Annotated in this window: 11 protein-coding genes; 7 read left to right on the plus strand and 4 right to left on the minus strand. The window is 51.5% G+C overall.

Annotated elements, in window-relative coordinates:
- The first annotated feature begins 392 nt into the window (after window positions 1-392).
- The 7 genes from JTN23_RS01085 to JTN23_RS01115 all read left to right on the plus strand — a co-directional run bounded on the left by JTN23_RS01085 (window position 393) and on the right by JTN23_RS01115 (window position 18,445).
- Complete coding sequence (locus JTN23_RS01085) at window positions 393-9,356, plus strand: Ig-like domain-containing protein (protein WP_247231669.1); 8,964 nt, start codon at window positions 393-395, stop codon at window positions 9,354-9,356.
- 4 nt (window positions 9,357-9,360) lie between these two features.
- The gene (locus JTN23_RS01090) at window positions 9,361-10,359 is read left to right on the plus strand and encodes a PorP/SprF family type IX secretion system membrane protein (protein WP_247231671.1); all 999 of its coding nucleotides are present in this window, start codon (window positions 9,361-9,363) and stop codon (window positions 10,357-10,359) included.
- A gap of 195 nt (window positions 10,360-10,554) precedes the next feature.
- Window positions 10,555-11,463 carry a PorP/SprF family type IX secretion system membrane protein gene (locus JTN23_RS01095; RefSeq protein ID WP_247231673.1) on the plus strand — a complete coding sequence of 303 codons (909 nt, stop codon included), beginning with the start codon at window positions 10,555-10,557 and terminating at the stop codon, window positions 11,461-11,463.
- A 117-nt stretch (window positions 11,464-11,580) separates the two neighbouring features.
- Entirely contained in the window at window positions 11,581-14,343 is a 2,763-nt protein-coding gene (locus tag JTN23_RS01100) for a 2-oxoglutarate dehydrogenase E1 component (protein WP_247231675.1), read from the plus strand.
- 52 nt (window positions 14,344-14,395) lie between these two features.
- On the plus strand, window positions 14,396-16,006 hold the full coding sequence (gene odhB / locus JTN23_RS01105; RefSeq protein WP_247231677.1) for a 2-oxoglutarate dehydrogenase complex dihydrolipoyllysine-residue succinyltransferase: 1,611 nt from the start codon (window positions 14,396-14,398) through the stop codon (window positions 16,004-16,006).
- A 181-nt stretch (window positions 16,007-16,187) separates the two neighbouring features.
- Window positions 16,188-16,985, plus strand: coding sequence for a hypothetical protein (locus JTN23_RS01110; protein WP_247231679.1), 798 nt, complete (start codon window positions 16,188-16,190; stop codon window positions 16,983-16,985).
- Between the two features lie 77 nt (window positions 16,986-17,062).
- On the plus strand, window positions 17,063-18,445 hold the full coding sequence (locus JTN23_RS01115) for a M28 family peptidase (RefSeq protein WP_247231681.1): 1,383 nt from the start codon (window positions 17,063-17,065) through the stop codon (window positions 18,443-18,445).
- Window positions 18,446-18,456: 11 nt separating this feature from the next.
- Here JTN23_RS01115 and JTN23_RS01120 read toward each other — a convergent pair whose 3' ends face one another.
- From JTN23_RS01120 to mgtE, 4 genes are all read right to left on the minus strand, one after another.
- The gene (locus JTN23_RS01120; protein WP_247231683.1) at window positions 18,457-19,350 is read right to left on the minus strand and encodes a mechanosensitive ion channel family protein; all 894 of its coding nucleotides are present in this window, start codon (window positions 19,348-19,350) and stop codon (window positions 18,457-18,459) included.
- Window positions 19,351-19,410: 60 nt separating this feature from the next.
- Complete coding sequence (locus tag JTN23_RS01125; RefSeq protein ID WP_247231685.1) at window positions 19,411-19,734, minus strand: nucleotide pyrophosphohydrolase; 324 nt, start codon at window positions 19,732-19,734, stop codon at window positions 19,411-19,413.
- Between the two features lie 155 nt (window positions 19,735-19,889).
- Window positions 19,890-20,342 carry a D-aminoacyl-tRNA deacylase gene (gene dtd, locus JTN23_RS01130; RefSeq protein WP_247231687.1) on the minus strand — a complete coding sequence of 151 codons (453 nt, stop codon included), beginning with the start codon at window positions 20,340-20,342 and terminating at the stop codon, window positions 19,890-19,892.
- 153 nt (window positions 20,343-20,495) lie between these two features.
- Window positions 20,496-21,848 (minus strand): magnesium transporter, encoded by a 1,353-nt coding sequence (gene mgtE / locus JTN23_RS01135; RefSeq protein WP_247231689.1) that lies wholly within the window; start codon window positions 21,846-21,848, stop codon window positions 20,496-20,498.
- Window positions 21,849-21,855: the final 7 nt, after the last annotated feature.

Genomic DNA, 21,855 nt, shown 5'->3' on the forward strand with positions numbered 1-21,855 from the left:
TCCTAAATACTTCACTATTAGCGTAGTGGCTGTGTCTCAGCCGAGTATGCCCAAAATTAGCAAAAATTGGCACAATTTATGCTGCTAAAACGCTTGCTGACCGGACTCTGCCTAATGCAAAAAATGGCGGTTGAGGCTTCTATTTTTTTGAGCGATTTCTAATACAATAGCATGGGATTATCTTTTCAATCAGCTGAAGTACCCTATATCGAAAAGGCTGACTTGGGATTATGGAGTAGTTACAGAAGTAAACTGTTATTTGTAAGGTGGCTTGCACTGAGAGGGAAGGTTGGATGATGTAGTGAGAAGATACGGATAGGAAGGGGAGAAGCCCATCTAATACTCAAACAGACATTCACACGTGTCTATATTCACACACAAATATTTCCTATATGAGTAGTCCACTTTTACTACGAAAATTTACCAACACACTATTCTTTCCAAACAAGCCTGCTACGGATGGTACACCATCAGTGGTAGAAAGTCTCTGGTATTGGATCCTCGCACTACGGCTCCAGGCTACCAGGGCTTTTTTATTTCGGTCTGAGGGGTACTTTGCAAGAGCCATCTTCTCATTAGCCTTTATACTGCTGGCGTTCACTACCGCCTCCGCTCAGATCGATTTGAGTCTGGGCAAAAGCATCGATATTTCCCGGCCTGCCATAGGGCAGACCATCACCTATACCATCACCGTCAAAAACAGCGGATTCCGTCCGGCGACCAATGTGACCGTGCGGGACAGCCTACCCATAGGTGGTGTTGAGTATATTTCCAACTCATTGGTTCGTGGTGGAGTGAGCTACACGGCCGGAACCGGTATCTGGAATGTAGGTACAGTAGCGGCCAATGACTCAGCCATTCTTCAGATCAAAGCACGGGTACTGGCACAGGGCGTGTTCTTTAATGTAGCCGAAGTACAGACTGCCACCGAAGATGATCAGGATTCGTGGCCGGGTGACCGGGCGCTGGATCAGGACGATATAGCGGTAAGCTGTTTCTCGGTACCGATAGACTGGTACCCGGGGGATGAGTTCCTGGTGGAGGTCCCGACCGGATATAAAGGAATCAAGTGGTACTACAATGGTACCGAAATAAAAGGCTCGGCGGTTGCGAATAATCAGACCGTTGCCGAAGTCAACAGCGACCAGTCCCTGACCATCAAAGGTCCGGGTTCTTTTACGTTTACCTCTATAGTAGGTATATCCTGTCCGGCTACAGGCTGCTGTGCCATCGAGATCGTACACGGAGCCTATGGCTCCATTGGTGATTTTGTATGGATAGACACCAATCAGGATGGTATTCAGAATGCGGGAGAACCAGGAGTGCCAAATGCAATGGTGGTACTACAAAATGAAAATAAAGATTCTATTAGAATCACATATACTAATTCCGAAGGCAAGTACCTATTTGACTCACTGATAAGTGGCACATATTATGTGCAGTTTTATCATGTTTTAAAGGAAATTCATCCGTCAAGAGGTTTTACAGTACCAAATCAAGGGGGGGATGACTCAAGAGATAGTAACGTAGGGACTGGTTTGATTGGAGATCTTGGTAGAACAACAGCCATTACAATTGATACATCTAAGCCCCAAGGAGATATTTTAAGAAACAATCATACGATTGACGCAGGTATAGTAGTTGAATGTCGTGTAGATCTTACAATTGAGGGATATAGAACAATATGTGAGGGAGAATCTATCACCCTGACACATACTAATAATCTTTACCCAGGGAAATCAATAAAGTGGTATACAAGCAAGGAGGGGGGAACTCCTTTTGCAACCATAATTAGTGGACAGCCAATTACTCTTAAGCCAATAACTACTACTGATTATTATATTGAAGTAGAGCTAGGAGATTACTGTAAGCCTGACACTAATCGTCGTAAGATAACGATCAATGTTAATCCGAAGCCTACGACTCCCACCATACCTAGTACAGTTCAGAATACCTGTCCGGATACTTTGGTAAATCTGACATCAATTAACCCGGCACCTTCGGTGGCAGGTGGTGTGTTTGAGTGGCGGACTGGTTCCAGCCCAGTCTCAGCACGGGTTGCGGATCCAACTAAGGTAGCCAACGGTACCTACTACCTGTTTGAGAAGTCACCTGCCGGATGCTACAGCAGCCCTGCGGTAGTTACGGTGAACATCGCTTCCTGCGACTGTCAACTGGCCTTTACTGTAGATGCCGGTTCGGATCAGGAAATATGCACGGGTGAAAGTATCAACCTAACCGCTACCATCAGTGGAGTGGCTACCGGTGTGACCTGGACGTCTGCCGGAACGGGTACCTTCACCAGCAGCACCAGCCTGCTGACGAAGTATACACCATCGGCAGCGGATATTGCCGCCGGAGTAGTGGTACTTACCGCTACCACCAACGATCCGGATGGTACGGGCTTGTGTAAGCCTAAAACGGATGCCGTCAAGATTGTTATCAATGCCCGTCCGGCTCCTGTATTCGGAGTGGCCTGTGATGATACGCTGATCTGTCAGGGTAAGAGCACCAAGCTCATCGGCTTTGCACCCGATATGACGATCAAGTGGTACACTCAGGCCACAGGCGGTAACTCCATAGGTACTACCGTGAGTGGAGGTAAGCTTACCGTGTCACCTACTGCTACCACGACGTACTACGCCGAAGCTATCAGCGACAAGGGGTGTGTGAGCGAAAGAACACCAATAACAGTAGCGGTACAGGCTTGCTATGCTGATCTGGCTGTTACTAAAACAGTCATTACACCGGCTCCGTATGTACCTGGTCAGACAGTTACGTATGCCATCACTGTTAAGAATAATGGTGTTGGCAACGCCAGAAACGTAACGGTGAATGACGTGCTGCCAGCTACACTGACCTTCGCGAGCGCGGTACCTGCCGGAGAGTACAGCAACACAACCGGTGTATGGGCCATTGGAGATATGACTGCAACGGCCAGCCGTACGCTCATCATCAATGCGACAATCAAAGGTACTGCTACCGGTAACATTACAAATGTTGCCTATGTCAGAAGCCCCGACAATGATCCTACCAAGCCTTCCAACGATACCTCTAAGGTAACTATACCAGTAACGGCGGTAGCGGATCTGATGCTGGCGAAGAAAGTATCTAAGACCAACCCTGCCCTCAACGAGGTTATTACCTATACACTGGAAGTAATCAATAAAGGACCTGCGGTAGCTACCAACGTAGAGGTGACCGATCCTCTGCCGGCGGGTCTGGAGTTTGTGTCCAGCTCTACCATGACCAAGATCGGCACTACCCTGAAAGGTACCTTTGCCAGCATTGGTGTCAACGAAACCAAGACCCTGACCTTTACGGCTAAGGTGACCGGCAGTGGAAGTGTGGTCAACACAGCCCAGATCACCAAGTCAGACCAGCCGGATCCGAACTCGACTCCGGGCAACGGCTATGACAAGGGTGAAGATGATGATTCGAAAGCAGAGATCACCATTGGCTGTCCTGCGCTTGAGCCGCCGGTGATTGCCTGTGCTACTACTAATATATGTGTAGGCGAAAGCGTAACGCTGACGGCGGTAGGGTGCCGCGATGGCTCGGTACAGTGGTCCAACGGTATGACCGGCGCCTCTATTACCGTGGGTCTGAACGCAACTACTACCTTTACCGCCATCTGTAAGAAAGACGCCTGCGTTAGTGGGGCATCCAATGCCATTACTATAAAAGTAAACAATCCGACCAAGCCGGTACTGGCCAGCAACGTTACCTCTGTGTGTGTAGGTGGCAGCGCTACGCTTACCGCGGCCAACTGCGTCGGTTCGATCATCTGGTCAAACGGCGCTACGGGTTCACCGCTGGTCGTAACACCTACCGAAACCACTACTTACACGGCCTACTGCAAGCAGGATAACTGTATCAGCGAAACGGCCTCTCTTGTCATCAATGTGACTACGCCGGGTCCTGCACCCATCGTGACCTGTGCCAAGGAGGAGATCTGTCCGGGTGAAAGTGTAACCCTGACGGCTCACGAGTGCGCCGGTCAGGTACAGTGGTCAAACGGTGCGATGGGTACTTCTATCACCGTCAACCCGACTGTGAACACCGTGTACTCGGCTAAGTGTGTCGTGAATGGATGCGTAAGTCAGGAGTCGGTGAAGCACGAGATAAAAGTGATTACGCCAAAGGCACCGCTTATTGCCGCCAACAAGACTACCGTATGTCCGGCTACGCCAGTAACGCTCACCGCCACCGGCTGTGACGGTACCGTACGCTGGTCAAACGGAGCTACCGGCAGCTCGGTCGTTGTAACGCTGAACGCTACGCAGAGCTTTACCGCTACCTGCAAGACCAGCACCTGTCTGAGCAACGAGTCCAACGTAGTGACCATCACGGTTACCACGCCGGCCGCACCGATCATTTCGGCTAATAAGACCGTCATCTGCTCGGGCGACAGTGTGCGGCTATCGGCGATCGGATGTAATGGTACCGTGCAGTGGTCAAATGGCATGACTGGTTCAAGCATCACCGTGAAGCCTACCTCTACCACCGACTACACCGCTACCTGTAAAGTGGATGCCTGCGCGAGTGGCGTATCCAACACCGTACGGGTTAACGTGAATACATCTGGTCCGGCTCCTGTCATAGCTGCTAATAAGACCAACATATGTGTAGGTGACAGTGTAACGCTCACCGCTACCGGCTGCACCGGTACCGTAAACTGGTCCAACGGCATGACCGGCGCCAGCATCAAGGTGAAGCCTACTGCTACCACTGAGTACACCGCCGTATGTAAAGGTAGCGCCAGCTGCGCCAGCGCACCTTCTAATAAGCTTACGATCAATGTAGGTCAGATGGCGGCTCCTGTGATAGCGGCTACTAAGACGAATATATGTGTAGGTGACAGCGTAACGCTGACGGCTACCGGCTGTACGGGTACCATTACCTGGTCCAACGGTATGACCGGCGCCAGCATCAAGGTGAAGCCTGCCACTACTACTATTTTCAAAGCTACCTGCGCATCCAGCACCTGTACCAGTGAGGCGGGAGTGGTTACCATCAACGTAACCTCACCACCGGCTCCGACTGTAGTGTGCTCGAAAGAAGTAGTGTGTAAAGGGGAAAGCGTAACTATGCAGATTGTAGGTTGCGCGGGTACCCCTGAGTGGTCAACCGGACAGACCGCAGGAGCCATTGTGGTAACACCATTAGTAACTACCACCTATACCGCCCGCTGTGTAGTCAACGGCTGTAAGAGCCCTGTATCGGGAAGCTACACCATCACGGTAGTAGACCCGGCCAAGCCTACCCTGACCGCTTCGGCTACTCAGGTACAGAAAGGAGTACCGGTAACTATCACGGCGGCCGGTTGTACGGGAGGTACCATCAAGTGGACCAACGGTGCCGTGGGTAGCAGCATCACCGTTTCGCCTGCGGCTACTACTACTTACGGAGCCGTATGTGCCACTACTGCCGGATGTACCAGCGATACCGCTAAGATTGCAATCAATGTATACGACTGTACCACATCGGCACCGGTTATTTCGGCCAGCACCGCTACCGTATGTAAGGGTGGTAACGTCACGCTGACCGCCGCCAACTGCACGGGTCAGGTAACCTGGTCTGGTGGCAAGACCGGCAGCAGTATCACAGTACCTGTCAATGCTACTACCACATTTACCGCCGTATGTAAGGTAGATGCCTGCATCAGCCCGGTGTCCAACTCAGTAACGGTAAGTGTGGTTGAGCTCAATGCTCCGACGCTGGCGGCTAGTTCAATGAATATATGCGCGGGTGATGAGGTAACCCTCACCGCCATGAGCTGCAGCGGTAATGTAGTATGGTCAAATGGAATGACCGGAGCCAGCATCTCTGTGAAGCCCACCGCTACTACTTCGTACACCGCTATCTGTAAGTTGGGAGCCTGCGAAAGCGTGGCATCCGCACCGGCTACGATCACCGTAGGTTCTACTCCAGCACCGGTTATCCAGGCTTCGGCAACGTCGATCTGCTTCGGGGATAATGTGACGCTGACGGCCAACGGATGCAGCAATGGAGCTGTAATCTGGTCGAATGGCCTGACCGGTAGCTCGATCACCATTTCACCGGCTGTGACGACTACTTTCACGGCGAAATGCTTCGCCTCAGGTAGCTGTAAGAGCGGTGATTCCAACGCGATCACCGTAACCGTAGGATCTAAAGTAGTGAAGCCGGTTACCACCACGCTGACCAACGCATGTCCGGTAGCTACGGTAAATCTGGCCACTGCTGTCACCAGCACTCCGACCACAACCGGTGGCGTGTTTGTGTACCGTACCGGCAATACACCTAACTCACCGGCAGTAAGCAACCCGGCGGCGGTAAGTACCTCAGGTACCTACTACGTATTTGAGAAAACTACCACCGGCTGTTACAGCGAGCCTTCTGCTATCGTGGTGACTATTATCAATTGCAACGATCAGATTGTGGCCTGCCAGACCAACCCGGCTACGGCCAACGCGGGCAATGATGCTACCATCTGTGCGGCCTTGTCGTACAAGTTGTCGGGAAGCATCGGCGGCGCTGCTACCAGTGCGGTATGGACCACTACGGGTAAGGGTACGTTTGATAACGCCAACTCACTCACCGCTACCTACTATCCGACACTGGAAGATCTGATGAGCGGCTCGGTGACGCTGACACTGACTACCAACGATCCCGATGGAGCAGGTATCTGTCAGCCGGGTAAGGCTTCGATGAAGCTGACCATTCAGGGCATCGCCTTCCGTCCGAATATCCTGATCAACGGAGTGGCTAAGACGGATACCATCCCGACGCACCTCAATATCTGCGCAGGCGACTCAGTAGTACTGACTGCAACTGATATCAAGGATGCCAATAACAATGCCTATAAATACAAGTGGAATGGTGGTACTGCCACAACCGGCAACCGCTTCGTCATCAAGCAGAGTGGTACCTACTACGTAACGCTGGTCAACAGTACCTCGTGCGTATCTGTACCGTCGGCCAAAGTAGTAGTGACGGTAGGCGATGCAGTACCAACGCCGGTAGTAGTCAATAAGCGCAATATCTGCCCATCTACTACGGTAGATCTCAGATCGGCAATAATGAGTACAGCACTGGTGGGAGGTACCTTCGAGTACCGCGTAGGATCAAGCCCGACCTCGGCCTTGGTGGCTGCACCACATGCCGTGGGCGAAGGTACGTACTACGTGTTCCAGAAGTCAGCTACGGGTTGCTACAGTGCGCCGGCCAAAGTAGATGTGAAAGTATATAGCTGTGGTACCGAAACACCGCGTGCTGATCTGGAAATCATCAAACTGGTTGACAAAGCCAACGTACAGGTGGGTGACAGTGTAGTCTACACCCTCAAGCTCCGTAACTACGGTCCGGATACTGCTACCAATATTGCGGTAATCGACATTCTGCCCGCAGGTCTGGAGTTTGTACTGGGCACGGGCTTCGAGGTCAATGGTAACATCATCAAGGCTGTGATACCTAAGCTGGCCCCGAACGACAGTATCGTTAACTCATGCGGGGTGCTGGTGACGGATACAGGACGTATTACTAATACGGTACGTATCCTGAGTCTGGATCAGGTAGATCCGGTACTGACCAATAACGAATCATCAGTAGACATACATGTGACCAATGCCGAGCGGGATTCGGTAGGCTTAGGCGTAGCCATGGGCATCATCAACATCGAGCCTTCGTTTGAGGATACCTACATAGTCGCGTACCGGATCACCCTCAAGAACTTCGGTACCAAAGCGCTCACCAACGTTCAGCTCAATGATTCGCTGACTAAGGCCTTCCCGCAGCCGGTCGAGTTCCATGTTATGGGATCGGCGGAGGTAGGTGCCGGCAGCACGCTGGTAGTTAACCCGGCCTTTAATGGTAAGGATCAGGCGGATCTGCTGCAGACCAGCAGCACCCTTCCGGCTGGTGCTACCGAGGTAGTGACCCTTTACGTACGAGTGAAGCCGAACGGCAGCTTTGGACCTTTCTATAACTCCGTAGTAGGCTCGGGTAAATCAGGTACTACCCTGGTACAGGATATCTCCAACAATGGGTTTATCCCGCTACCGGAGGGAAGTATGCCGACACCGGTACGCTTTGACATGCCGAATATCCTAGGAGTAGCTATGCTGGCGGGTACGCCGGTAGTGGTGGAAACCGGAATCTACGATATTCCGTATACCATCCGACTCAGCAACCTGGGTATGAACAACCTGGATAAGGTACAGGTAGTAACCGACCTGGCTACTACATTCGGCAACGGAGCCATGATCGTACCGGGTAGTGTATCGCTAAGTGCTGATGCCGGTCTGACGGTTAATCCTTCGTACACCGGACAGGGTACCGCTACCCAGATGCTGGTTGACTCAATGAGTAACCTGCCTAAGGCATTCACCCGCGAGATCTACATGACCGTACGGGTAGATGTACGTGCCACCAACGCCAGAACGTTTGTCAGCACGGCCATCGGAACGGCCATGGGTGGGGGTGTAATGGTAACTGACTCGTCTATGCTGGGTACTGATGTGGATCCTGACAATGATCTGGATCCTGGTAATAACAGTACTCCAACACGGGTAGATCTTGATAATTCGGGAAGTGCGTATATTGGTGTGGCCATGGCCGTATCGGATACCCTGCGCATGTCGGATGGCAGCTACAACATTACCTACAAGGTGGTAGTGAAAAACTACAGCACGCAGGTAATGACCAACGTGCAGTTGGTAGACTCACTGGCCAAGGTATTTAACAGCCAGACCGGCGCTACCTTCCGCAAGGTAGGTACCCCGACCGCGAGCAACCAGAGTACGCTGGCTATCAATCCTGACTTCGACGGTGACAAGGATGTAGAGCTTCTGCTTGCTGCCAATAGTACACTCAACGCCGGTGCGGCCGATACGCTGACCTTTATCATCAATGTATCAACGGATGGTCGTCAGGTGCCTTACATCAACCAGGTGTACGCATCAGCCAGTGTCGGTGATACCGAAGTGTCCGATCTGTCAACCAGCGGTCTGATCCCTGACCTCAACGGCAACAGCGATCCGACCGAAGCCACCGAGAATGAGCCGACACCAATCATCATTCCGGCGGGTACTGAACTATTCATACCGGAAGGTTTCTCACCCAACGGTGACGGTATCAATGATCTGTTCGTGATCAGAAACACCGGCGGCCAGACCGTGATCCTGGAAGTGTACAACCGATGGATGACCCTGGTGTATAAGAACGACGACTACAGGAATGACTGGGATGGATCATCCAACACGGGCATTCGGGTAGGTAACTCCGCGCAGGGCCTTCCTGATGGTACCTACTTCTACGTAGTCAAATTGAGCGATGGACGTCGCTTTGTACGATACCTGACAATAAGCAGATAAGAAGATGTTACAGTACCCCCGAATCAAAAAATGGACTGCTATGGCACTGCTGACCCTTGGGGTCGGCAGTACCGAAGTCCTGGCTCAGCAGGACAAGATGTACTCACAGTACATGTTCAACATGATGGCGCTCAACCCGGCCTATGCGGGTAGCCGTGATGTACTGAGTGCAACCGGCCTCTACCGCAACCAGTGGGTGAACGTAGACGGAGCCCCCAAAACCATGACCTTTACCCTGGACGCTCCCATTAATAAGGAGCGGGTAGGGCTGGGTCTGCAGGTGTACAACGATCAGATTGGTCTGCAGAACGAGACCGGCGTGTTTGCTTCGTATGCGTTTCGGATCAAGGTAGGGGATCGCTCTACGCTGGGGCTGGGACTGCAGGCCGGAGCCATCAGCTTCAAGTGGGATCTGACGGAGGCTCGCCTTAATCCGGGTGGAACCGTTGACCCGGCCTTTGCTACGAATATCTCCAAAATACTTCCCAACTTCGGAACGGGTATCTACATCAGCAACGACAAGTCTTACTTCGGCGTGTCGGTACCGCAGCTGATCGTGAATAATCTGTCTGATTACGATTCGGGGGAGCACCGGGCCAAGCAGCGTCGTCACGCTTACATGATGGCTGGCTTTGTAGTGGGCCTGAGCAACTCCCTGAAGTTAAAGCCGTCGATGCTGGTAAAGTATGCCAACGGAGCACCACTCGGCTTTGACGGAAACATCAACCTGTGGATCAACGACCGCCTGGCGCTGGGTACCTCGTACCGGCGTAACCAGTACAGTACCCTCCAGAACAGCGCCGAAATGTATACAAGCGACGCCGTGGTAGGGATGCTGGAGGTACAGCTTACGGATCAGTTCCGGATTGGATACGCTTATGATATGATGCTGAACGGCCTCAGACAATCCAACCTGAGTATCAACTCCGGCAGCCACGAAGTCATGCTGCGCTATGAGTTTGGATTCAGTAAGAGCAAAATCCTTACTCCGCGCTATTTCTAACCGGCCCGATGGGCCTGCCCCAAAGTATATCCTCTCTGTTATCTGATCAGGTAGTGGGGAGGATATACCTTTTTTAATCAATATACTGAGCCGGCAGTAGTTAGGTGCGCAGGCAAAAGGGCAGGAGAGGTTTTCTCCCGTCCTTTTTTGGTTTGTACCAAAAGGATGACTACACTTGAAACAAATTTTAGAATAATGATAAAAATAATTACCAAAGTTGCATCTAGGGCGGGCTGTGCGTTGTTAATTATGATGGGGACGGCTACCTGGTCTTTTGGGCAGCGGGAAGTACTCTACGAGCAGTACCAGCAAAATCCCATGGCCATTAATCCGGCCTTCACAGGAGTGCGCGAAGATTTTAATATGACCGTCCTGCTCCGGCGGCGCTGGTTTTTTCTGCCCAATTCACCCATAACCCAGACTTTTGCTACCGACGGTATGCTGGCCAACGGCAGGATAGGCCTGGGCCTGCAGGCACTGAACGACCGCATGAGCGTGTATGGTACTACGGGAGCATACGGATCGGCCGCTTATCACCTGGCAGCAACCGGTACCCTAAAAGTTTCACTCGGGGTTCAGGGAGGAGTCAATGTATTACCCGTCTATGATGTTGCGTCTGGTATTTCGGTCAACCGTGCCCTGGGGAGTCTGGGGGTAGGGCTGTGGCTACGTTCTGACCGCTTCTACGCCGGTATCTCCAAGCCTGAGCTCCTGGATCAGGGGTACGGTAGCCGACAGTTTGCATCGGTCTACCGGCGCCCGCTGTACCTGCTGGCCGGTGGACAGTACGATATGTCCGACGACGTCACCCTACTGCCTCAGGTACTGGTAGTTCAGGAGAGTGGCAGCCGGCTTCGGGTAGATGTGGGAGCACGTGCCTGGTTTTACGAGCGGGTGGGGCTGGGAGCTTCTTTTCGCACGGCTGTTCAAAATTATTTACAACTTTCTGCCGAAGTGCAGGTTTCAAATAATGTAAGAGTAGGATACATGTTCAATTCAAGGGCAATAGAAAGGGGAAGTTTGACATCCAATACAGCTCCTGCTGGTATGCATGAACTTATGCTGAAGTTTGTACCTAATCCGTCTGGTTTTCATCGGAACTAAGTAAGCACAAAGGCAAAAGGATAATTGGTTATGCATCCTGTAAAAAGGAGTTTTTTTTGTGTTTTGTTTAGATAACATCTCGTAACTTTGCCCCACAAAAGAAAAATCACATTTGTGATGGATAAATATTCATATATAGCTAATTCACACGGTGCTTACATAGAGGAATTGTACAATTCCTACAAGCAAGACCCTTCCTCCGTAGATGAGGGATGGCGCAAATTTTTTGAGGGCTTCGAGTTTTCATTGAAATATCCGGTCAATGGACAAGCCAATGGACATGCTAATGGAGTAGCTTCAAAAGAGGCTGCTGCAACAGGAAAAGCAGATCCTGCCCAGATACGGAAAGAAATGGAAGTCGTACACCTGATCAGAGGGTACCGCTCGCGCGGACACCTGCTGGCTACGACCAACCCTATTCGTCCGCGTCTGGATCGCAAACCCATGCTGAACCTGTCGGATTTCAACCTGACCGAAGCTGACCTGGATCAGGTCTTCGAAGCTGGGGTAGAAGTTTTCGGTCGTCCGGCCAAGCTGCGGGAGATCGTGGATGCCCTGAAGAAAATATATACTGGTAATATAGGATTCGAGTACCTCTACATTCGTGACCGCGAGCAGAAACAATGGCTTCGCGAGAAGATCGAGAAAGAGGCTTTGAATATGAATTTTTCGATAGAGGATAAAAAACACATCCTGTCGAAACTCAACGAGGCTGTCGTATTCGAAAACTTCCTGCACACCAAGTACCTTGGACAGAAGCGCTTCTCGCTGGAAGGTGGCGAAACTACCATTCCGGCGCTGGACGCCATGATCAACAAGGCTGGTGAGCTGGGCGTTAAGGAAGTAATGATCGGTATGGCCCACCGCGGTCGTCTGAACGTACTGGCCAATATCATGCGCAAGACCTACGAGCAGATCTTCAACGAATTTGAAGGTAACTTGCCCGACCAGGTATGGGGTGATGGCGACGTGAAGTACCACATGGGCTTCTCCAGCCAGATCGAAACTCCTTCGGGCCAGCAGATGTACCTCAAGCTGGCACCTAACCCATCGCACCTCGAGGCCGTAGATCCCGTGGTGGAAGGCTTTATAAGGGCCCGCGCCGATGGCATGTACAACAGCGATTACGATAAGGTACTGCCCGTACTGATCCACGGTGACGCCGCCGTAGCCGGACAGGGCATTGTATACGAAGTAACGCAGATGTCAGGTCTCGAAGGCTACTATACCGGAGGTACCATACATTTTGTCATCAACAACCAGGTAGGTTTTACGACCGACTTCGAAGATGCCCGTACGAGTATCTACAGTACGGATGTCGCCAAGATCGTGGATGCCCCTGTACTGCACGTCAACGGTGATGATCCGGAGGCAGTAGTATACTGTATGCATCTGGCGGTGGAGTATCGTCAGAAATTCAACAAGGACATCTTTATTGACATGGTATGTTACCGTCGTCACGGTCACAACGAGTCGGATGAGCCTAAGTTTACGCAACCGGTACTTTACAGCTACATCGAAAACCACAATAACCCTCGCGAGATCTACCAGAAAGTACTGGCTGAGCGTGGCTATGTGGATGCTGAGCTGGCTGCCAATATGGATAAAGAGTTTAAGGCACTCCTACAGGAGCGCCTGGATATGGTAAAGCAGAAGTCGCTGCCTTACGCTATGCCTAAACTGGAGCAGGAGTGGCGCAACCTACGCTACGCTACTGCGGAGGATTTTGAGAAATCGCCCGAAACCGGTGTTCCTCTTGAGGTACTTGAAAAGATAGGTCAGGCCCTAGTAAAAGTTCCCGAAGGATTCACCACTCTAAAGCAGATAGATAAGCTGCTCAAGGATCGGAAGCAGATGATCTTTGATACCAAGCGCATCAACTGGGCTACCGCCGAACTACTGGCTTACGGTTCTATCCTGGCCGAAGGTAAGGTGGTTCGTTTGAGCGGACAGGACGTACAGCGGGGTACTTTCTCGCACCGTCATGCCGTCCTGCGCGATGCCCAAACTAATGCAGAATACAGCAACCTGGATCATATCCAGGATGGGCAGGGACGCTTCATGATCTATAACTCGCTGCTTTCGGAGTACGGGGTACTTGGATTCGAGTTTGGCTACTCCATGGCTAACCCCAATGCGCTGGTGATCTGGGAGGCTCAGTTCGGTGATTTTGCCAATGGAGCGCAGGTCATGATTGATCAGTTTATTACATCTAGCGAAACCAAATGGGACCGTTGGACTGGACTAGTGATGCTGCTTCCTCATGGCTATGAGGGACAGGGCCCTGAGCACTCCAACGCCCGTCCAGAAAGATTCCTACAGCTATCGGCCAACAATAACATTATTGTTGCCAATGTTACTACGCCGGCCAACTTCTTCCATATGATGCGTCGTCAGCTAAACGCTCCCTACCGGAAGCCTCTGGTCGTGATGTCGCCGAAGTCGATGCTGCGTCACCCGCTTTGTGTGTCGTCACTGGAAGAACTAACTACCGGAAGGTTCCAGGAAACCATTGGGGATACCTATGCTGATCCTAACAAAGTGAAGAAAGTACTGCTGTGTACAGGTAAGATATACTACGAGTTGTTGGAAAAGCAGCAGGCTGATAAGCGTGATGATGTGGCTATCATCCGGGTGGAGCAGATGCATCCGTTCCCGAAAACCCAGCTGAATGGGCACATCGCACAGTACCCGAATGCCAAGGTATACTGGGTGCAGGAAGAGCCGTTCAACATGGGTGGCTGGACCTTTATGCTGCGCATGTATTCAGAGCAGCCGCTGGAAGTGATTGCTCGTCGCTCGAGTGCTTCGCCCTCAACGGGCTTTGCCAAGATCCACGCTCAGGAGCAGGCCGAGATCATCCGCCGGGCATTTGAATAATTTCCAATCGTGTATATAGTGACCACTTAATCTTCATAAGAAAGTTGATAATATGGCTGAAATAGAAATAAAAGTACCACCCGTAGGGGAATCCATTACGGAAGTTACCATCGGAACCTGGTTCAAAAACGAAGGCGACTTTGTTAAAATGGACGAGGTGATCTGCGGGCTGGACTCTGATAAGGCAACTTTTGAACTTACTGCCGAAGCAGAAGGAATACTACATATAAAAGCCAAGGAAGGTGATACCCTCTCTATAGGTGATCTGATCGCAACCATCGACAAGTCCGGAGCAGGTACTGCTCAGGGTAATGGTAGTGCAGTAGCTTCTGAGGCCGCTGCTACAACGGCTGCCTCAGGCTATGGTAGTCCGGCTCAGCCGGAGGCTAAGCCAGCTGCTCCTGCCGCTCCCGCTGCTCCTGTTGCTCAGGAGGCTAAGGTTATCGAGATGAAAGTACCTACTGTGGGTGAATCCATTACCGAGGTAACTATTGCCAGCTGGATTAAAAAGGACGGAGACCGGGTAGAACTGGACGAGATCCTGTGCGAACTGGAATCCGACAAAGCTACTTTCGAACTTCCTTCCGAAGCGGCCGGTACCTTGCGTATCGTAGCGGGTGAAGGCGAGACCCTTGCCATCGGAGCTACGATCTGCCGTATCGAGGCGAGTGAAGGTGCCGCATCAGCAGCTCCCGCACCAACGGCTGCTCCGGCAGCTGCTGCTCCAGCCGCTCAGCAGAGTGACGATAAAGGATTCTCGGCTGGACATGTATCTCCGGTTGCCGCTAAGATACTGGCCGAAAAGGGCATCGATCCTAAAGAAGTAAGTGGTACTGGTACCGGTGGACGCATCACCAAAGAAGATGCACTACGGGCTGAGAAGTCACAGGCGAAGCCTGCCGCTGCTGAGCCAGCCAAGGCAGCCGCTCCTGCTCAGTCGCAGGCTCCTGCAGTATCAGGCGACCGTGGACAGCGTCGTGAGAAAATGTCTTCTCTGCGTCGTACCATTGCCCGTCGTCTGGTGTCTGTCAAGAACGAGACGGCTATGCTTACTACCTTCAACGAGGTAGATATGAAGCCGATCATGGACCTGCGCGCCAAGTTCAAGGACAAATTCAAAGAGAAGCACGAAGTAGGCCTCGGCTTTATGTCGTTCTTCACCAAAGCCGTATGTGTAGCCCTGCAGGATTTCCCCGTAGTGAATGCCTACATCGACGGTGACGATATTGTATACAACGACCACTGCGATGTTTCTATCGCGGTTTCTACACCACGCGGACTGGTAGTACCCGTGATTCGCAGCGCTGAAAAATTATCATTCGCTGGTGTCGAGAAGGAGATTATCCGTCTGGCTGCCCGTGCCCGTGATGGTAAGCTGAGCATGGATGAAATGTCAGGAGGAACCTTCACCATTACCAACGGTGGTATATTCGGTTCGATGCTGTCTACGCCAATCATCAATGCTCCACAGTCGGCGATTCTGGGTATGCACAATATCGTGGAGCGCCCCGTGGTAGTAAATGGTGAAATCGTAGTACGTCCGATCATGTACGTGGCGCTGTCGTACGACCACCGTACTATCGATGGACGTGATTCGGTTAGCTTCCTGGTGCGCGTGAAGCAACTCCTGGAAGATCCAACCCGTCTGCTGCTGGAACTATAATAGCATTAGATAAATTCAAAGCCCCTGGGAGGTACCTCCCAGGGGCTTTTTTTATTGATGAATTATCCTTAGTCAGATATAAAAATCGAATAGTAAGAGCGTGGAGTAAGTGTACCGAGAATCCGGTTTTTATTCCTATTTTAGGTACTGTTATTCTACCACATCCACCCTTAATAGATCTATGACTAAACCACTACTGTACCTGGTATTCCTACTTACTTTATTAAATGGTAGTTGTAAAAAAAGAGAGCCAGAACCCGTTCTTCAGGAGTTGGGCTGCCTCATCAAAGCCGAAACTCTTAATGGCCACCCGTACCGTTCTTACGAATACGATAGTCAGAAGCGATTGTATCGGCTGCTACAGTACAAGATGGATGCTACCCGTACCCCCGAAAAACGCTTCACGTTTGAGTACGACCGGGAAGGGAAGATAAGTATTTTCAGAGAGACGGCGCTGGCCGCTCCGTTCCGGCACTTCCAGTATGAACTGGCGTACGATAGTCAGGGTAGGCTTGCAACGATTGCCAAATCAGAAATATTGAATTCAGGGCCAAAGCCGGTGCAGGAGTATAGGCTGGAATATGATGAGAAGGGGCGGGTAGCCAGATACACCTGGGACAATACCGCCTGGCGCTACGTGTACGATGAGGATAATAATATTTCGAAATGGTATGTACGAGTACCGGCTTTGCCCTTAGAGATAGCGCTGGCAGAATATAGCAACTACGATGGCAAAGCCAATCTGTACGGCAATAGCCAGGCTGCCCAGCTGATCAATCTGGTCATCGGAGGAGGAATCAGCCGGCAGAACCCCGGCAGTTTTAAGTTCTATGCACCGGATGGTACGGTGGCCCAGTCTGGTGTAGTTACGTACCAGTACAACGAGTTTGACCTGCCTACCGAGGCCAGCGTATCTTTATTCTCCCGATCCAATGCGGCCACCACGCAGGTATATGGCTTTGAATATGATTGCTTGTAAGATATCAGGAATATCATGCCGATCCCGCGCCGGAATGCGCGGGAATTTTATTTTTGTCATTGAGCAAAACTACCTCTATGTTACGATACTCTATTCTCACAATACTGATACTGCTACTACTGACTGTACGTGTACAGGCGCAGTCTGATCAAAAGGCTGATTCTTTATTTATTCGTCAGCTATTTGACAAAGCTCTCAACGAGGGCAAGTCCTACGACTGGCTTCGCCACCTCACCACGCAGATAGGCCACCGTCTGAGCGGATCGGAGGGCGCCGCCAGGGCGGTACAGTACACGCGTCAAGTTATGGAGCAGGAGGGATTTGACCGGGTTTTTCTGCAGAATGTGATGGTACCACATTGGGTACGTGGTGCTAAAGAAAAAGCCTGGATACAGGCCAGCAAGCAGAAGGTAGAGGTACCCATAGCCGCACTGGGAGGCTCGGTAGCCACGCCAAAGGCAGGTATCAGAGCCAGAGTGATTGAGGTGAAAAACTTCCAGGAACTTCGTGGGCTGGGTAAGGAGAAGGTGCAGGGAAAGATAGTATTCTTCAACCGCCCCATGGACCCTACCAGGCTGAATACCTTTGAAGCCTACAGCGGAGCCGTAGACCAGCGGGGAAATGGCGCTACCGAAGCCGCTCGTCTGGGGGCAGTAGGGGCCATCGTACGCTCCATGACTACCCGCTTAGATGATTTTCCGCATACAGGTGCTATGCGATACGGTACGGGTGTACCTATGATACCCGCGGCGGGTATTAGTACCAACGGAGCTGAACTGCTCAGCAACATGCTGAAGAGCAATCCTGACCTGGAATTTTTCTTTCAGCAAAACTCAGAAACTCTACCCGATGCTCCGTCGCATAATGTGGTTGGAGAACTCAAAGGAAACACCCATCCTGATGAAATCCTGGTCGTAGGCGGTCACCTGGATTCGTGGGACCTGGGGCAGGGAGCACATGACGACGGTGCAGGCTGCGTACAGGCGATAGAAGCGCTCCGACTGCTGAAAGCACTGGGTTACCAGCCTAAGCGAACTCTGCGGGCGGTGATGTTCATGAACGAAGAAAACGGGTTGAAAGGGGGTATTACCTACGCCGACTCGGCCCGGTCCAAAAACGAAAAGCACATAGCCGCCATTGAGTCAGACCGGGGAGGCTTTGTGCCCCGCGGATTTGGGGTGGTAGGCGATGCCGCCAAAAAGGCTAGGGTAATGTCATGGCAGCCACTGCTGGCTCCTTACGGACTCCATGAGATCGGTCCTGGTGGAGGAGGTGCTGATATAGGTCCACTAGCGCAGCTGGGGACCGTACTACTAGGTCTGGTACCTGATTCACAGCGCTACTTCGATTACCACCACGCCGCCTCGGATACCTTTGATACAGTAAGCCGACGGGAGCTTGAGATGGGAGCGGCTTCCATGGCCGCCATGCTGTACCTGCTGGATAAGTACGGCCTGTAACATCAGCTACACTAGGAGGACGCCTGCTTATTGGGATCTCCCGTAGCAATCTCGCGTCCCTGGTAGTTTTTGATCTCAATGATGTCAGCCGGGAGGTAGTAGCCTGCTTTTGCGAGTGCCTCGATGGCGTTTCGGATTGCTGTAGTTCGTACGGTCTGGGCGCTTACATCCGGATCATAGCTATTGATCCAGCAGTAGACCTTCATGTTGACGCTGCTGTTGGTCAGCTCACTTATACTTACTTCAGGGATACGCGGAGGCTCGTTGATCACTCCCTTAACGCTGCTCACGGCGGTAAGTATAATATCAATGGCTTTGGCCAGATCATCTTCGTAATCCAGCCCAATGGTAAACTCAAGCCGCAGATAGCCGTCCATGGTGTAGTTGATGAGCGGGGTTTTCAGGATGAGCCCATTGGGCATGTATACATCCTTACCGTCCAGTGTCTTAATAATGGTCTCGCGCAGGTTAAGGCCTATAACCCGCCCGTTGATCCCGTTAGTCTCGACGCGGTCGCCAATGCGGAAGGGGCGCTTGAAGGCCAGCAGGATACCGGCCAGGAAGTTCTCGCCGATGTCTTTCAGGGCAAAGCCAAGTATAAAAGCCGAAAGTCCCGCCCCTGCCAGGATCTTGGTCACAACGTCATCCAGGCCTATGAAGCCCAAGGCCATGACCGACCCAAACAACAGGATAATCCAGTAGCCCAGTTGTGCTAGAAATCCTGTCAGGAGGCTATCCTTGGTTTGCTGCAGTATCCGCATCCGTAACCACCTCCTGAGCTGTGAAGCAATGAAGAGAGTGATAAGAAAGACGAAGATGGCCAGACCGAGCCGTGGAAGTAATCTTATAAAGGAATGGTAGTAGTTTTGCAGTACCTGCCAAAGTTCATTTGCGGCTGTTTCCATACGGGTTGAGTGACAAGATCTATCTACTCACCCGCTCAAAAAATCATTCCATAGGACCTGTTACAACTTTGGGTTCTGCTTGTGCCGGTCTTTATCGCGCTGGGTCTTCTTTTCGATGTTCTTTTGCAGAGCTTCGGTCAGGTTAACGCCGGTCTGGTTGGCCAGGCACATCAGTACCCAGAGTACATCCGCCATTTCATCGCCCAGGTCTTTTTCCAGATCTGATTTCTTGAACGACTGGTCACCGTAGGTGCGGGCCATAATGCGGGCGAGCTCACCTACCTCCTCGGTCAGGATGGCCATGTTGGTCAGCTCCGAAAAGTACCGTACACCGTACGTCTTGATCCAGTCATCTACCTGTTGTTGCGCCTCGTCAATTGTCATTGGTGAATGAGTGATTTAGTGAATGAGTGAGTAAATTTTTGACTGTCGATTTCGAATTATCGATTTGACTTTGGAGATTATAAATCGACAGTCTGCAATCCAAATTTATAATTATAAATACTTTCCTCCCTTTCTCCTTTCCACCTTTCCTACTTTTATACCCTGTTCTTTGAATCAATGAGGATGGTAACGGGGCCGTCGTTGAGGAGGCGGACTTTCATATCCGCTCCGAACTGGCCGGTCTGGATGGGGGAGCCCAGCTCCTGACTCAGGAAATGGATCATCTGCTCATAAAGGGGAATGGCTACTTCCGGCCTGGCCGCTTCAATGAATGAAGGACGGTTGCCCTTTTTGGTGCTGGCGTGGAGGGTAAACTGGCTAATGAGCAGGACATTTCCTCCCACCGCTTTCAGATCCAGATTCATCTTCTTTTCCTCATCCGAAAATACGCGCATGCCCACAATCTTTTTGCCCAGCCATTCTACATCCTCCCGCGTGTCGGTATGGGTGATACCCAGCAACACCAGAAATCCGGTTTCGATTTGTCCGTGTATAGTACCTTCAATAGTGACAGAAGCTTCGGTAACGCGTTGTAGTACTGCAATCATGGGGAGGTGGTTAACTTTTAGCTAGTAGGTGTTAGGTAGCTAATGCTGAATTGTTGGTGAGTTTTTCCTACTATTTGGCTTGCGATGTATCCTCGGGTGTTAGTGTAAATGTATAAGCTAATAGCTAACACCTAATCCCTAACTGCCACTCACCTAAAGATCCAACAGCAGATGGGCCAGGCCAAAGTACACGCCGTAGCCGATCAGGTCGTTGGCGGTAGTAATAAAAGGACCCGAGGCCACGGCCGGATTGATCCCCAGCTTATTCAATACCAAGGGAGTGACAGTACCCATGAAAGACGCCAGAAATACCACCGAGATAAGCGCCGTAGATACCACTATGGCCAATTGCACCTCATTGCCTATAAGCAGGTTAAACCCAAATACGATCACGCTGATGATAAGCCCGTTGATCAAAGCAACCGCAAACATCCGGAGCAAACGGGGCCAGACGCCCGTATCCAGGCCGGATTTATCGGACAGACTTTGCAGTATGATGGAGGAGGTCTGGATACCGACGTTACCCCCCGTAGAACCGATGATGGGAATGAAGGCCGCCATAGCAGGTACTATGACCAGATCACCCTCAAAAAAACTGATAAACTTGGCCGCCAGTATTCCCCCCATGATACCTACCAGGAGCCACGGCAGACGAGCCCGGGTTTGTTCCCACACGGTGTCGTTTTCCTCTACCTCACCGGTTATACCCGCCATAGCCATGGTATCCGAACTGGCCTGTTCGGCAATGATGTCCACTACGTCGTCAATCGTGATCCGGCCCAGCAGGCGTCCCTGCACATTGACCACCGGCAACGATTCCAGGTCGTAGCGTCGCATGAGTTCGGCTACTTCCTCGGCGGGGCGATACGTTTCCACGAATATGATGTCCTTGTCGTACAGGCTCTCGATCTTGGTGTACTTCTGAGCCAGTACAATGCCTTTGAGCGAAAGTACTCCCAGCAGGCGGTCGTTGTCATCTACCACGTATACCGCGTATACCTTTTCTACGTCCTCAGCCTGTTTGCGTAGCTCTTCTATGCACTGGTTCACGGTCCAGTTGACGTTAGCTTTAACCAATTCTTTCTGCATCAATCCACCGGCTACATCTTCGTCGTAGTGCAGCAGGTCCAGGATAAAGCGGGCTTGTTCGCGGTCTTCCAGCATGGCGATCACCTCTTCCCGGATCCGGATGGGCTGCTCGTTGAGCAAGTCCACCGCGTCGTCCGAGTCAAACAGGTTAACGTATCGGGCTAACTCTTCCGAGGTAAAATGCTTGAGGAAATCACGCCGGTCGTGAGGATCAAAGCCAGCCAGGATTTCGGCGCCTACTTTCGTATCGAGCTGGTTGAGCAGGTAGCGGGCGGGCTCCGTATCAAGCTCATACAGCAGGCTTGCTACGTCGGCGGGGTACAGTTCCTCCATCTCGGCTCTGAGGGTAGCAGCGTCCTGCTTTTCGATCAGATCCTGAATGCGCTCTACGTACTCTTTGGTTAATTCAAATGTCATAGTACTC

Source organism: Telluribacter roseus (assembly GCF_017355915.2).
Taxonomy (GTDB): Bacteria; Bacteroidota; Bacteroidia; order Cytophagales; family Spirosomataceae; genus Telluribacter.